This is a genomic window from [Ruminococcus] lactaris ATCC 29176 (genome assembly GCF_025152405.1).
GTDB lineage: Bacteria > Bacillota > Clostridia > Lachnospirales > Lachnospiraceae > Mediterraneibacter > Mediterraneibacter lactaris.
The window spans coordinates 2,541,937-2,556,433 of the sequence record NZ_CP102292.1 but is presented as its reverse complement, the minus strand read 5'-3'; the positions used below and the strand labels follow the sequence as shown (position 1 = coordinate 2,556,433).

10 protein-coding genes are annotated in these 14,497 nt (G+C 46.0%); 8 read left to right on the top strand and 2 right to left on the bottom strand.

The window, feature by feature from the left end; all coding sequences use genetic code 11:
* Nucleotides 1–11 precede the first annotated feature (11 nt).
* From yabP to NQ541_RS11875, 8 genes are all read left to right on the top strand, one after another.
* Nucleotides 12–296 carry a sporulation protein YabP gene (gene yabP, locus NQ541_RS11910; RefSeq protein ID WP_005610636.1) on the top strand — a complete coding sequence of 95 codons (285 nt, stop codon included), beginning with the start codon at nucleotides 12–14 and terminating at the stop codon, nucleotides 294–296.
* Nucleotides 297–305: 9 nt separating this feature from the next.
* Nucleotides 306–635, top strand: coding sequence for a spore cortex biosynthesis protein YabQ (gene yabQ / locus NQ541_RS11905; RefSeq protein WP_005610637.1), 330 nt, complete (start codon nucleotides 306–308; stop codon nucleotides 633–635).
* 99 nt (nucleotides 636–734) lie between these two features.
* Nucleotides 735–1,070, top strand: a complete 336-nt coding sequence (locus NQ541_RS11900; protein ID WP_005610638.1) for an FtsB family cell division protein — start codon at nucleotides 735–737, stop codon at nucleotides 1,068–1,070.
* A 106-nt stretch (nucleotides 1,071–1,176) separates the two neighbouring features.
* A complete protein-coding gene (locus NQ541_RS11895; RefSeq protein ID WP_005610639.1) occupies nucleotides 1,177–2,574 on the top strand; it encodes a SpoIIE family protein phosphatase in 1,398 nt (465 codons plus the stop codon).
* A 66-nt stretch (nucleotides 2,575–2,640) separates the two neighbouring features.
* Nucleotides 2,641–4,137, top strand: coding sequence for a tRNA lysidine(34) synthetase TilS (gene tilS, locus NQ541_RS11890; protein WP_005610640.1), 1,497 nt, complete (start codon nucleotides 2,641–2,643; stop codon nucleotides 4,135–4,137).
* Between the two features lie 4 nt (nucleotides 4,138–4,141).
* Complete coding sequence (gene hpt / locus NQ541_RS11885) at nucleotides 4,142–4,669, top strand: hypoxanthine phosphoribosyltransferase (protein WP_005610641.1); 528 nt, start codon at nucleotides 4,142–4,144, stop codon at nucleotides 4,667–4,669.
* Between the two features lie 97 nt (nucleotides 4,670–4,766).
* Nucleotides 4,767–6,524: an ATP-dependent zinc metalloprotease FtsH gene (gene ftsH, locus NQ541_RS11880; protein ID WP_023920463.1), complete on the top strand. Its 1,758-nt coding sequence runs from the start codon at nucleotides 4,767–4,769 to the stop codon at nucleotides 6,522–6,524.
* Between the two features lie 147 nt (nucleotides 6,525–6,671).
* Nucleotides 6,672–8,726 carry an alpha-glycosidase gene (locus NQ541_RS11875; RefSeq protein WP_005610643.1) on the top strand — a complete coding sequence of 685 codons (2,055 nt, stop codon included), beginning with the start codon at nucleotides 6,672–6,674 and terminating at the stop codon, nucleotides 8,724–8,726.
* A gap of 109 nt (nucleotides 8,727–8,835) precedes the next feature.
* Here NQ541_RS11875 and NQ541_RS11870 read toward each other — a convergent pair whose 3' ends face one another.
* Together NQ541_RS11870 and NQ541_RS11865 are read right to left on the bottom strand one after the other, a co-directional pair.
* Nucleotides 8,836–9,378, bottom strand: coding sequence for an ECF transporter S component (locus NQ541_RS11870; protein ID WP_005610644.1), 543 nt, complete (start codon nucleotides 9,376–9,378; stop codon nucleotides 8,836–8,838).
* Nucleotides 9,379–9,525: 147 nt separating this feature from the next.
* Nucleotides 9,526–14,493: an alpha-N-acetylglucosaminidase TIM-barrel domain-containing protein gene (locus tag NQ541_RS11865; RefSeq protein WP_005610645.1), complete on the bottom strand. Its 4,968-nt coding sequence runs from the start codon at nucleotides 14,491–14,493 to the stop codon at nucleotides 9,526–9,528.
* Between the last annotated feature and the right edge of the window lie 4 nt (nucleotides 14,494–14,497).

The window sequence follows — 14,497 nt, the reverse complement described above, 5'->3', positions numbered from 1 at the left end:
GAGGTACGCAGATGGAAGAGCAGAGGATCGCCAAAGCACATAAGCTTGTGGTGAATAATCGGAAGACGAGTATGGTGACCGGGGTTCTGGATGTTCTTTCCTTTGACCTCAATGAGATTCTTCTGGAAACAGAGCAGGGAATGTTGATGGTCAAGGGAACGGATCTGCATGTAAATCGGCTCAGTGTGGAAAAGGGAGAGGTTGATCTGTCGGGAAATATCGACAGCATTGCTTATTCCAGTTCCACTCCGGCAGAGAAAGCAGGAGAAAATTTCCTGTCCCGGCTGTTCCGGTAGGAGGGAAAGATGCCGGGACTTGGAGCAGAGGCAATGATCTTTCTATATGCAGGACTTTCCGGTCTGACCGTTCTGGCCGGTTATGATGTATTGCGGTGGTTCAGGCGGATCATCCGGCATCACGATTTCCTGGTCGGAGTGGAAGATATTCTTTATTCTGTCGCAGTCAGTATCTACCTTTTCCGTCAGCTTTATGTGACGACTTATGGCAGTATCCGATGGTATTTTATAGCCGGAATCCTGCTGGGAATGTTGTTTTGGAAAAGTGTGAAAATATTGTTGAAAAAAATGTTATCAAATCTGAGAAAAAGCCTTGAAAAGTTTAAAAAAAATAGATAAAATAATTATGTTGTCCGAAAATCTGAAGGGGAAAGCAGTTTTCGGATCTGAGGGAGCGTAGCAGTTTGGAGTATCATTTATAAGCAGGGTGAATCTTGGATGGCAAAGAATAAGAACGTAAGGAACAGACGGCAGAAAAGCCGTAAGAACAGCGGTCTTCGCTGGCATAAGAGGGGCATTGTCCTGACAACGCTGGTAATCGTACTTTTAGGCGGAATGGTTACAGCAGGTTCTGTCAGTCTCTGGAGCAGGAATAATGCCTATAAAGCACAGGAAGCAGAGCTTCAGGCACAGATTGAGGCTGAGGAGACCCGTTCAGAAGAGATTAAAGAATATGAGGCATATGTTCAGACAGATGAGTATATCAGGGAGACAGCAGAGGATAAGCTGCACCTGGCAGATCCGAATGAGATTATTTTCAGGCCGATCAAGTAGACAGGCATAAAAGAGTCAGTTACATAGAGAGATACAAAAGATAGCTCCGGGAGAGAAGTTCTCCCGGAGCTTTTATCATCTGACAGGAAGGAGCGGAATACAGGATATGAACGACGGGCAGACATTGCATAATAGCCCCTATGTGGAACAGATCGAACGTTTTGCGGGTTCTGTAAAGCAGCTTTCACAGATATTTCTTGGGCTGGAAGAAAAAAAGCAAGCCTTTTCGGATGAGGAGATCGAGATGATGTTTCGTCGTCTGAAAGAAAAAGTCTGCTCAAAATGTGAGAAATGTGAATGGTGCTGGGGAGAAAATTTTATCCATACCTATCAGATGGGATATGAAGTCCTGTCTGCGGTGGATCATTACGGGAATGATCTGAATACAGAAACCAAGCGGAAACTGATGCAGCGTTGCATCATGGCACCGCGGTTTCTCAGGGAAATGCTGGAAGGATTTCATGATGCAAGACAGAACATGATCTGGATCAACCGGATCGCAAGAAGCAGAGAGGGATGTGCGATCCAACTGGATACTTTTGCGGATATGCTTCAGAGCAGTGCAAGGGAACTGGAGGAAAGTATTTTTACGGATGAACGGATGGAGCGGCGGATCTCCGGGCAGCTGAAAAAGCGTGGCGTCAAGGTTCTGTATACGCAGTTTTTCATGAACCGGGAAGGAAAATACGAAGTTCATGTGACTGCGAGAGCGATGCAGAAAAAGAGAATGACTGTCCGGGAACTGGTGCGGTGCGTATCAGCCGCAACAGGACGACGGTTTGTCGCAGAAAATGACAGTGCCCAGATGATCGGGCAGAATTATATGACGGTTATCTGCAGGGAAGGACCGGCATATTATACAATTCCGGGAGTTGCCCGGATCGGCAAGGGGTGCAACAGCATTTCAGGCGATAATTTTGCCATGATGGAGCTGCCGGGTGGAAAAAAGGGCGTGGTGCTTTCTGATGGGATGGGTTCAGGTGAAACCGCGTGCAGGGAGAGTACCCTGGTGGTGGAGCTTTTAGAAGAACTTCTGGAGGCGGGATTTCCGGAAAAGACTGCAATCCAGATGATTAATACAACTCTGGTGATGGGGCGTGAGGAAATCCATTACTCGACGGTAGACATGACGATCTTTGACCTGTACAACGGGGAATGTGAGATCATCAAAGCGGGAGCATCTTCAACATTTATCCGAAGCAAAGCCGGAGTGGAACATTTAAATTCCACCAGTCTTCCGATCGGAGTGATCAATTCTATAGAAATCGATTCGGTGCGTCGGCAACTGGAAGATGGAGATTTTATCATTATGGTAACGGATGGTGTGATGGATGCACTGCCGGTGGGAGAACAGGATCTGCTCCTGGAGACGATCATCAAAGGCACTGCCATCAGCAATCCGAAGGAGTTGGCACATCATATTCTTCAGCAGGTTCTGAGCTGGACGGGAAGAGAACCGGAGGATGATATGACAGTCCTTGCAGTCGGGATATGGAAAGCGTGACAGGAAAGTCTGAAAAGTTAAACAGCAGGGATTTACAATTAAAAAGTATTTCGGTATAGTTTACATATGATGGATAAAAAAAGAAAAAAAGTAGAGCAGTATATTGAACAGTATCAGATGATCGGGCGGGGTGACCGCATCGTGACAGGTGTATCGGGTGGAGCAGATTCGGTATGCCTGCTTTTTGTGCTTTGCGAACTGCGGAAAAAGCTTGGGTTTGAGGTGATCGTCTGCCATGTGAACCATCAGTTGAGAGCAGAGGCGGCAGAGCAGGATGAGGCTTATGTGAAAGAGCTGTGCAGAAAACTTGATGTTCCCTGCAGGATTTTTCATGAAAATGTGGAATTAATTGCAAAAAATGGGAAAAAATCTCTTGAAGAAGCAGGCCGTATCGTACGGAGCAATGCTTTTGAGACTGTATGCAGGGAGTCCGGTGCGAATAAGATCGCAACGGCACATCATAAAAATGATAATGCAGAGACAGTACTTCTGAATCTGGCGAGGGGAAGCGGGCTTCAGGGAATGTGCGGGATTCGTCCGGTTTACGGAAACCGGATCCGTCCGCTGCTCTGTCTGACGAGGAAAGAGATTGAAGAGTGGCTGGAAGAGGAGCAGATTTCCTATTGTACTGATGAGACGAACGAAGAAGATGAGTATACCCGCAACCGGATCCGGCACAAGATTCTTCCGGTTATGGAACAGGAGATCAACCGTCAGACAGTAGAGCATATCAACCGTCTGAGTTTACAGGCAGAAGAAATATGGGAGTATCTGAACCTGCAGACGGATGCGGCATGGAGACAGATGGTCCATCCGGTGGATGTTTCGGAGGAAAATCCGGAAGAAAAGCAGCAGGGGAAAAAGGAAGAAAAGCCGGCAGGACTCAGGATTGAAGAGGAAGAATATGCAGAACTTCCGGGCGTTTTAAAGTCTCTTCTGATCCGTCGGTGTATCTGTGAAATGGCAGAAGCACAGAAAGATATTGAAGCAGTGCATATGGAAGCAGTAAGAGGGTTATTTGGCAGGCAGGTCGGAAAAAGCAGGGATCTTCCGTATCAGCTCCGGGCGGTCAGAACCTATGCCGGAGTTGAGATCCGGCGAAGATCTGAAGACAGGGATCAGAAAAAGAATCAGAAAAAGGCTCAGGAAAAAGAAGGTGCCGGGCAGCAGAGCGTGGAACTGAAGATTCCGGGGGAAACTTATTTCCCGGGAACGGGGCAGAAAGTCTGCTGTGAGATCTGTGGAAGAGAAGAAGCAGTTTCAGGGAAAGAGTTGCCACAAAAAAGCTACACGAAATGCTTTGATTATGATATAATCAAAAGCGGACTCTGTATAAGATACAGAAGACCCGGTGATGAGCTGGTGATTGACAGCCGGGGAAAGCGGCAGAAGCTGAAGTCTTATTTTATTAATGAGAAAGTCCCAAAGGAAAAAAGGGACCGGATACTTCTGATCGCGGAAGAAGAACAGATCGTATGGATCCCGGGTATGCGGATGAGTGCGGCATATCAGATTGGGGATCAGACAACAAAGATTCTTAAGATAAAGATTGTGGAGGAATAGGATCATGGCAGAGAGTATAAAAGTATTAGTTCCGGAAGAAGAAGTTGACGCAAGAATTAGAGCATTAGGAGAGCAGATCAGCAAAGATTATGAGGGAAAGCAGATTCATCTGATCTGTGTGCTGAAGGGCGGAGTCTTTTTCATGTGTGAACTGGCAAAGAGAATTACGGTACCGGTTTCCATGGACTTTATGTGCGTGGGAAGCTACGGAGACGGAACAAAGTCCAGCGGTGTAGTGCGTATTGCAAAGGATCTGGATGAGTCCATCGAGGGAAAAGACGTGCTGATCGTGGAAGATATCATTGATTCAGGAAATACGCTGTATTATCTGATGGATGTACTTCAGAGAAGAAAGCCTGCAAGCCTTCATCTTTGCACGCTTCTGGACAAACCGGATCGTCGTGTGAAGGATGTAAAGGTGGATTATACGGGATTTGAGATCCCGGATGAATTTGTAGTCGGATATGGACTGGACTACGCACAGAAATATAGAAACCTTCCGTATATCGGAGTTGTGGAAGGTGTAGAATAAGGAGGAGTTATAAGCCTTGGAGAACAAGAAGAAATACAGAGGCGTGAACTGGGGCTCGATCCTGCTGTTCATCCTTATCATAGGAGGCATCCTGTGGATGGCGAACAAGGTGCAGATGCACCAGCAGGAAATTTCCTACTCTACTTTTGTAAAAGAAGTAGAAGCGGGGAATGTCACGGCGGCAGATATCAGACAGAACAGTGCTGTGCCGACCGGACGGGTGACGTTGTCATTGAAAGATGATTCATCTGTAAGAAGCCTGAATGTTTCGGACGTAGGGAAGGTGGAAGAATTTCTGCAGGAAAATGATGTGAAATACAGTCTTGAGGATGTTCCGAAAGAGTCCATCATCATGTCAGCAGTCCTTCCGTCACTGATTACTTTATGCGGTATCTTTTTACTGTTTATGCTGATGAACCGTCAGAATGGCGGAACAAATTCAAAAGCGATGAATTTCGGAAAGAGCCGTGCAAGAATGAGTACACAGAATGAGATCAAGGTGACATTTGCAGATGTTGCAGGTCTGAAAGAAGAGAAAGAAGAGCTGGAGGAGATCGTTGATTTCCTGAAGGCACCGAGAAAATATACCCAGCTTGGAGCAAGGATCCCGAAGGGAGTTCTGCTGGAGGGACCTCCGGGAACGGGTAAGACGCTGCTTGCAAAGGCAGTAGCAGGAGAAGCGGGAGTTCCGTTCTTCAGCATTTCGGGTTCGGATTTCGTGGAGATGTTCGTCGGAGTCGGTGCATCCCGTGTCAGGGATCTGTTCCAGGATGCGAAGAAAAATGCACCTTGTATCGTGTTTATTGATGAGATTGATGCTGTTGCAAGACGACGCGGCAGCGGTCTGGGCGGTGGCCATGATGAGAGAGAGCAGACATTGAACCAGCTCCTCGTAGAGATGGATGGATTTGGTGTAAATGAAGGCATCATCGTGATGGCGGCAACGAACCGGAAAGACATCCTTGATCCGGCGATCTTACGTCCGGGAAGGTTTGACCGTGATGTGATTGTCGGCAGACCGGATGTGGGCGGAAGAGAAGAGATTCTGAAAGTACATGCAAGAAATAAACCGCTGGGGGATGACGTGGATCTGAAGCAGATCGCACAGACGACGGCAGGATTTTCAGGAGCAGATCTTGAGAACCTTCTCAATGAAGCTGCGATCCTCGCAGCAAAGGAGAACCGGGTATTCATCCAGCAGTCCGATATCCGTCATGCATTTGTAAAAGTCGGGATCGGACCGGAGAAGAAGAGCCGGATCGTTTCAGAGAAGGAACGAAGGATCACAGCGTATCATGAAGCAGGGCATGCGATCCTGTTCCATGTGTTGCCGGATGTAGGACCGGTATACAGTGTATCCATCATTCCAACGGGTGGAGCAGGCGGATATACAATGCCGCTTCCGGAAAAAGATGATATGTTCAATACAAAGGGACATATGCTTCAGGAGATCACAGTATCTCTTGGAGGACGTGTCGCAGAAGAAGAGATTTTTGATGATATTACAACAGGTGCATCACAGGATATTAAGCAGGCGACAGCGATTGCAAAATCAATGATCACCAAGTTTGGTATGTCTGAGAAACTGGGACTGATCAATTATGACAATGACAGTGATGAAGTCTTTATCGGAAGAGATTTTGGTCATACTTCAAGAGGTTACGGAGAAAAGATTGCCGGAACGATCGACGAAGAAGTCAAGCGGATCATAGATGAGTGTTATGCACAGGCAAGAAGTATTATTCAGGAATACCATCCTGTATTGGAAAAGTGTGCAGAACTGCTGCTTGAGAAAGAGAAGATAACCAGAAGCGAATTTGAAGCACTGTTTGAGGAAAGTGAGACGGATGCCTGAAAAAGGTTTACTGTATACCCTCTGTCGTCAGAAGGAACTGACGGCCGGGGGTTTTCTGACATAGCAGAGTATGCAGGAGAAACTGCCAGTGTCAGGTTCTCTCATAGGTTATGAATCCAGAATACGAAGGAGCGGAGGAGGGTGAGAATGAACAGAGAAGCATTATTTTGTGATGGAACAGGCGATTATGTCATTCCGGCAGAACCGGAGATAAATGAAAAGGTGGTTCTGCGTTTTCGTACAGCCCACAATGATGTGGATGAGGTGAAGCTCCATGCAGGAGAACAGATCTATACTTTATGGAAAATGCAGACGACTGGTGAATTTGATTTTTATGAGATCGAATATCAGTTGGGAACTGAGCCGTTCCGCTATTATTTTGAGATCAAGAAAGGAACAGAGATCTGCTATTTCAGCCGGTATGGTGTGACCTACCGGGCAGAAGAGTACTATTCCTTTATTATCCAGCCGGGATTTTCCACACCGGAATGGGCAAAAGGGGCGGTCATGTATCAGATTTTTGTAGACCGTTTCTATAACGGAGATCCGACAAATGACGTAGAAGATGATGAATATATTTATATCGGAGCTCCATGTAAAAAAATTAAGGATTGGAGTCAGGCTCCGGCATCCATGGATATCAGGAACTTTTATGGCGGAGATCTGCAGGGAGTCATAGATAAGCTGGACTATCTGCAGGATCTTGGAATCGAGGTGATTTACTTTAATCCTCTGTTCGTGTCTCCGTCGAACCATAAGTATGATATACAGGACTATGATTATATTGATCCTCATTACGGAAAGATCGTAGTGGATGACGGAGAAGTACTTCCGAAGGGTGCAAAGGACAATATCCATGCAACGAAGTATCAGCAGAGAACCGGAGACCTGCGGAATCTGGAAGCCAGCAACCAGTTATTTGCAAAGCTGGTGGATGCAATGCATCAGCGGGGAATGAAAGTGATCCTGGATGGGGTATTTAATCATTGCGGTTCTTTTAATAAATGGATGGACAGAGAGAGAATCTATGAACCGCAGCCGGATTACCCGAAGGGGGCGTATGTGAGTGCGCAAAGTCCGTACCGCAGCTTTTTCTTGTTCCATAATAACCAGGATTCAGCATGGCCGTACAATGGGACATATGATGGCTGGTGGGGACATGATACACTGCCGAAGCTGGCGTATGAGGAGTCACCGGATCTGGAAGATTACATTATGCGGATCGGAAAGAAATGGGTGTCTGCACCTTATAATATTGACGGCTGGAGACTGGATGTCGCAGCGGATCTCGGATTCAGCAATGAATATAATCATTTATTCTGGAAACGTTTCCGTAAAGAGGTCAAAAGTGTGAACCCGGATGCACTGATCCTTGCAGAGCATTATGGAGATCCACAGGACTGGCTTCAGGGAGACGAGTGGGACAGTGTGATGAATTATGATGCATTTATGGAGCCGGTGACCTGGTTTTTGACCGGTATGGAGAAGCACAGTGATGAGCGTAGAACGGATCTGTGGGGCAATGCAGATAATTTTATCGGGGCAATGAGACATTTTATGGCAAGTATGCTGACCCCGTCTCTGCAGGTGGCAATGAATGAATTATCCAACCACGATCATTCCCGGTTCCTTACAAGGACGAACCATAAAGTCGGACGGGTAAGCCAGCATGGCACAAAAGGAGCAGAAGAGGGTGTAAACCTTGCGGTCATGCGTGAAGCAGTTGTGATGCAGATGACGTGGGTAGGTGCACCGACGGTTTATTACGGAGATGAAGTGGGACTGTGTGGTTTTACTGACCCGGATAACAGAAGGACTTATCCGTGGGGGCACGAAGATCAGGAGCTGCTTGCATTTCATAAAGAGATGATCCGTATCCATAAGACGGAAAAACCGCTCAGAAAAGGTTCAATCAAGCTGCTTGCCGCAGGGAAGAATCTGCTGGCATATGGACGGTTTGAAAAGGATGAGCAGTTGGTTATTATTGTGAATAACAGCAGTATCCTGAAAGAAGTAACAGTACCTGTCTGGCTGACAGGAATGGAGATGAGTGGGCGAATGAAGCGTCTGATCTATACCTACGAGCAAGGATATACAACAGCTTATGATGAGTACATTGTAGAGGATGGAGAGATCATGCTGAATATGGGAGCATACTCAGCGATCGTATTGAAACCGATCGATACACTGACGTTGAGATGAACGAAACTGTGGACGGAGTGAAATGAGCATATAAAAAAGAACCAGCTATTTGCTTATGCAAATGACTGGTTCTTTTTGCTGTCAGGAATTTTAAGTCTTGTTCGTTTCCTTATTCATTTACCGCATTGGCAGTCTGTCTTACATCCGGGACAGCCATAAGGATCGGATAAAGGACTGCTGAAATGATGAGTCCGCCGAGTCCCTGGATCAGGTTGGCAGGTACGCTTGCGAATGCACCTGAACCATACAGGAAAAAGTATTCGCAGAAGCAGTAGCCACCGGCTACGAGGATGATATCAGCTATACCGCCGAGAATGACAGCGGCATAACGTGACTTGGAAGTATGACCGATCTTCTGATATAAGAGTCCGGCACAGACAGCTACCAGTCCTTTGATCGCAAAAGTGATCGGAACATACACGAAATATCCGCCAAGGAGATCTGCCATTGCAGAACCAATTCCGCCTGCAAGAAGTCCCCACCATGGTCCGAGAACGACACCTGAGAGGATTACCATTGCATCACCCGGATGAATATATCCGCCGGTTCCCGGTGTAGGAAGCTTGATCGACATAGTTGCAACACAGGAAAGTGCTGCGAACAATGCGGTAAGAACGATCTTTTTCAGTTTTGAATTTGTTGTTGTATTCATAGTTAAACCTCTTTCCTTTCAAACTCTCTCTACTATACAACAAATGTGAACCGTTAAAAATGGTCAATTCTGAAAAAAGATATAAGGTCAGATAAAGCCGACGCAAATGCGTCGGCTTCACCTGTTTTAATGATTGAAGAAAAATGATTACTTTAAAATTGCATCTTTGATTTTCTGTGCATAATCTTTTTCCGTCTGATCTGCGTTCGTATTGGCAAGGATTCCTTCAACGATCATGCTGACGGATCTTGAATCTACAAATGTTCCCATCACACTGCGTTCTTTTCCATTTACTGTATATTTTACCAGGATTCTGGCATATACAGAGCGTTTATAAGCACCGGATGAAAGATTTGTGAATACGATATTGGATCTGTAGTATTCAGCTCCTTTTTTATCAGGATTCGTTATAAAGTTTGTTTTGTCTGGAGAGAAGGTATTCTTTAAGTCATCCTCAGCTACTCCATAATACCAGGTACAGCCTTTAAAGCTAATCTCATCTTTTTCGGATGAAGCTTCCGGTAACTTAAAGTCATATCCAAATCTCATGTTCGTAGATTTTTCAGGAGAAGACTGATCCATTCGTAATGAGCCTCCCTGGAACATATTGCTGAACTGGTAAGTAATTGTGACAGTTCCATCATCATTGAGAACACTGTCTGTGACCGGAATAGCTTCAACGGTTCTTTGATCGTTGAGTTTCAATGTCAATGTATCCGGTACACTGGTTTTGTCAAAGGAATATCCTGTGACAGGGGTGAGAGTAATCTTCGCCGTATAGTCATGAGTCGCATTCTTATCCTTTGATATAGCCGTTACTGTTGTTCCGGTTGCATCTTTCCAGACTGTAGAGACGGTGTATTTATCAGTCTCCTTTGCAGCCTGTGCAGATGACAGATCTGCTTCTTTAGAAGGAGTTGCGATATTTACTATAGTTTCCTCTGCCGGAACGATTGCAGTAGCTGGTCCCATGATACGAATCTCGGCTGCTGATGCAAAAATATTGCTGGTGTCTGATACAGATTCTACCGCATAGAGGCGTACATTGGTAGCCTGGATGGCATGGAACTCTGCCATCTTCCAACTGTCACTGCTGTTCCATGTACCCGTGGCAACTTCCTGATAAGTCTTGCCGTGATCATTACTGATCTCGATGCGGTAGGAAGTGATAGTTCCATTCCCACCACCGGATCTTGGAAGCATACGCAGTCCGGTTACCGTCTTACTCTCTCCAAGAGCGATATCGATCCAGAGATTTTCACGAGCATCACCGCTCCATTTGCTGTGCCAGATCGTACCTGTAGTCTGATCCAGTACAGCGGATGCCGGTCCTTCACTTCCGGTCGTTGCCTGTTCACTTCCTGCTGTAGCAGTCATGCCTTCAAGCGGAAGATCTCTGGAATCATCCTCGGCAGGATCTTTCGGCATATTGGTGAGTGAGTAGTTAGCAAGGACATCGGTTCCGAGTCCCTGAAGATCAAGACCATTCGGAGTACCGGAATATTTATTTGTACCTCTTGCCCATGCCCATTCCATCTCAAACCAGTCCTGAGCAGAGTAATTGGTATAAGATTCTCCGGCAAGTTCTTTTTTACGTTCAGTGATCCATTTCTCCCAACGCATTTTATAGTAATCGTTGGTCAGACCGGCCCACTGACGGTTGGAATAATCGATCAGTCCACCGCTGATTGCCTGGTCGTAACTTCCCCATGTGGTGATCAGACTGCGGGCATTCAGTTCGTAAAGTTCTTTTGTAAAATCATCGGAATTTTTTGCCAGTTTCTTTGCACCGTTGATCCATGTACCGACAAGAAATTCTTTCTGTGTTCCGGTTACTTTTTCTACCATATCAATAATAGAAAGGAATTTATCGGAAAGGGTACTAAATTCTTCCGCATCACCAGAGCGGAAAGCTGCCGCCATCTTTTTCTGATATTCCTGAGCCGTATTGGACAATACCTGTTCCAGTACATTGGCAAGGTCATATTGATAGCCGGCACTGTTCTTCAGCTTATCATAGTCTGCAAGGAGCAGCTCGGCTGCTTTTTCCAGTTTTTTCTTATCATAATCAACAACAGCATTTCCCCATGTAGAAGCTGCACCGATATCCAGTCCCGGTCTGGCATTTACAACAGACTCAGGAGCACCCTGTCCTTTCATATTGTATGCAGGATTGTATACGGTGTCGTGCAGTATTTCCATTGCCTGATAAGCGGAGTCACTGTCTGCACCGTAACGTCTTGTTACATAATTTTTAAACCATTCATCAAGATTGATCTTCTGTAAGTTATTTCCGTCATCAGCCCAGATCGTTTCAAAGAAAAGATCGTAGAGAACCGGATTGTTTACAGATGCCTCCGGTGTGATACCGATTCCTGCCATATGTTCAGCCTGCTTAGAGGCATTTACGATTCCTTCAACATAATTATCAATATGTCCATGGAGTCCGAGACGTCCACCGAAGTTGTTCAGCATACAGTAAACCCACGGAGTATTCAGAAATTCTCCGCCGCCTTCTGCACCACCGTAGTAACCAGGGTTGGTCTCATTCCAGTGAGGTGTCTTTTCCGCATAGAGATCCAGAACAAGAGCATGATCGCGGTTGTCACCTAATCCCTGAAGCAGAGCCGTTGTCGGATTTCCCTGCCAGGACTGGATCACCCAGGTTGCGTGAGGATCAGCAGTCATCATGCTTGCAAGGACTTTCTGCGAAATAACAGCGGAATCCATACCACCGGTATTTCCACCTTCATGGAACGGGTCTGTTGCATAATAATGAGCGGAATCTCCATAAACTTCTTTCTGTACTTTATAGAAGAGTGCTGCATATTTTGTGAAAGACTCACTGTCTGTCCTCAGCATACTTGGCCGCTGGAAAGAACACCAGGTTCCCTGCTTGATCACTTCTGCCGAAGGATCTTTGGAAGTAATATCTACCGGCACCATTCCGCTATATCCCTGAAGGACAGGCTGCATGCCGAGCTTTCTCATGATAAGCTGATTTTTTCTTGCGAGCTCCGTTCTCTCAGTGAACCAGGTATCATGAACCGGGCCGCCATAACCGGAAAGATTTGCCATATAGGCCCATGCATAGTAGGCAGGTCCGGCAATGAAATCTTTGGCTTCCTGATGAGTATAACCAAGTTCTGTAAGGAAACGTCTCCAGACTTCTTCCTGAGCTGTGGCATCAAGAACTACATTTACACCATTCAGTGCAAGCCAGTCTAACTCATTTCTCCATTCCTCTTCGCCCCAGAAAGCCATAGAGTAGGAGAGGGTACAGTAGTTATAAGAATAACGAACCGGGAATTTGGTTTCTTTATGTACCGTTTCTTCAACCGGAATAATGCTTTTCGGCATGGTGACCTGATCGCCGACCTGGGAAATATTGACGTTACAGTAATATTTCAGGTAATAATTCAGACCGGTTGCAAGAGATACACCGTTATTTCCCTTGATATGGATCTTTCCGTTGCTCTGGGAAAGGTCATAATAGTCATATCCATTTGCAGCATCTGCAAGTTCAAATGTAAACCAGTCTTTATAAGCTGCACCGATTCTTCTTTCAATAATTCCCTTTACTTCATTGATCGTATCCTGATCGGTAACAGTTACGTTGTATGCAGAGTTTTTAAAATCTTCAACCTGTACTGCAGGAGTCTCCTGAACAGCTGTACCACTTGGAGTTCCAAGCACACGGATCTCGTTGATCAGTGCTTTGGAGGATTCAGACTGATATTCCACATAGACACGTACGATTCGTGCTTCTTTTTTATTTGCTTGATAAGATTCCCCCTTAGCAGGGCAGTTTTCTTTGTCAGACTTTTCGGCTAACTTCTCAAAATCCCGTCCATCCATACTAGTATAGACAGAATACTGGGAATAACCGGCAGAAGGAGTATAAACCTGAATCTCATCCAGCTTATAATTGGCCTCCAGATCAATATCTACATAAGCCGGATAACGTTCACCCGTCCATGTATTGATGGTAGAACCATCATTGATACGGGAGACAACTCCTCCGGCATTTGTATGAACCGGCTTTTTATAGGCGATACTTTCCGTATCCTCTGAACCGGAACCGCTTGTATCAGCGAAAATTTTAAATTCCGCAAGTGCCGGCCATGGATCACCTGCTGTATTGGTAATGCTGGTGATGACGATGCGGACCGATTTGAGATTTTTGATGGAATCCAGTGTCAGTGTCTGAAGATAGCCGTCATCCAGACGGGTTGCATTCACTCCGGCAAAGAGTGTCTGCCATTCCGTGTCAGTTGAACTCTTCCCATAGATATCGAAGGTAAACTGGAAATTGTTTTCGTCAGAAGACAGATGCTCAAAAGCAGCCTCCATGGATTTGACAGGATATTCCCGATCCAGTTCCATTTCGATCCATGCACCGTCTGGCAGAGTGGACATTCCACCACCATTAAATACATAGAGAGAACTATAGTCCTCATCTGTGAGGTTGCTTTTTGTGCCGTAATCTCCGCCAACCGAGGTGATCGTTGCAGCAGGGGCTACATTGGTAAGAGACTCCTCACCACTTTCATTTTCAGCCCAGATCTCCACCTCTGCAAGTGCCGGCCAGAATCCTCCGGCAGCACCATTGTTAGTCGGATTTGACAGTTCAATGAAGGTATGCGTAAAACTTAAGGCAGTATCATAAGTAAATTCATAACCGTCATCGAAAGATGTGACCGTGGCAGTATTATCTATAACCAGGTCACTGGTAACGTTGTTCAGTGCATGAGAAAGCGTTACGTCAACTCCCCACGCACTCTGACCGGATTCAAATTTTAATACGACTTTTTTGATCCGCTTTGTATTATCGGCGGGTAATTTTAAGGACACGGTACTCGGCCATGTTCCATCGTTCTGAATCCACATTGTGCTGCTGTCTCCGTCAGTCATACGTTCCGCACCATAGCCACTCTGGGAACTGGGGACAGTAATTTCGCAGTCACCGGCAATATTGACTAGTTGGCTGGTCTGTTCTGCCGCCTGCGTCTGAGGTGTCGCGTAGACCGGGATCTGCACAGAAGTAAGTGCTACCGTAGCAGCAAATACAGCAGACAGAAGCCGTTGGACACCTGCAAATTTTGCATTTTTCATACTT

Bases quoted from the DNA above. Each gene is read 5' to 3' on its own strand.
- yabP (WP_005610636.1), top strand. From the start codon at position 12: ATGGAAGAGCAGAGGATCGCCAAAGCACATAAGCTTGTGGTGAATAAT.
- yabQ (WP_005610637.1), top strand. From the start codon at position 306: ATGCCGGGACTTGGAGCAGAGGCAATGATCTTTCTATATGCAGGACTT.
- NQ541_RS11900 (WP_005610638.1), top strand. From the start codon at position 735: ATGGCAAAGAATAAGAACGTAAGGAACAGACGGCAGAAAAGCCGTAAG.
- NQ541_RS11895 (WP_005610639.1), top strand. From the start codon at position 1,177: ATGAACGACGGGCAGACATTGCATAATAGCCCCTATGTGGAACAGATC.
- tilS (WP_005610640.1), top strand. From the start codon at position 2,641: ATGATGGATAAAAAAAGAAAAAAAGTAGAGCAGTATATTGAACAGTAT.
- hpt (WP_005610641.1), top strand. From the start codon at position 4,142: ATGGCAGAGAGTATAAAAGTATTAGTTCCGGAAGAAGAAGTTGACGCA.
- ftsH (WP_023920463.1), top strand. From the start codon at position 4,767: ATGGCGAACAAGGTGCAGATGCACCAGCAGGAAATTTCCTACTCTACT.
- NQ541_RS11875 (WP_005610643.1), top strand. From the start codon at position 6,672: ATGAACAGAGAAGCATTATTTTGTGATGGAACAGGCGATTATGTCATT.
- NQ541_RS11870 (WP_005610644.1), bottom strand. From the start codon at position 9,378: ATGAATACAACAACAAATTCAAAACTGAAAAAGATCGTTCTTACCGCA.
- NQ541_RS11865 (WP_005610645.1), bottom strand. From the start codon at position 14,493: ATGAAAAATGCAAAATTTGCAGGTGTCCAACGGCTTCTGTCTGCTGTA.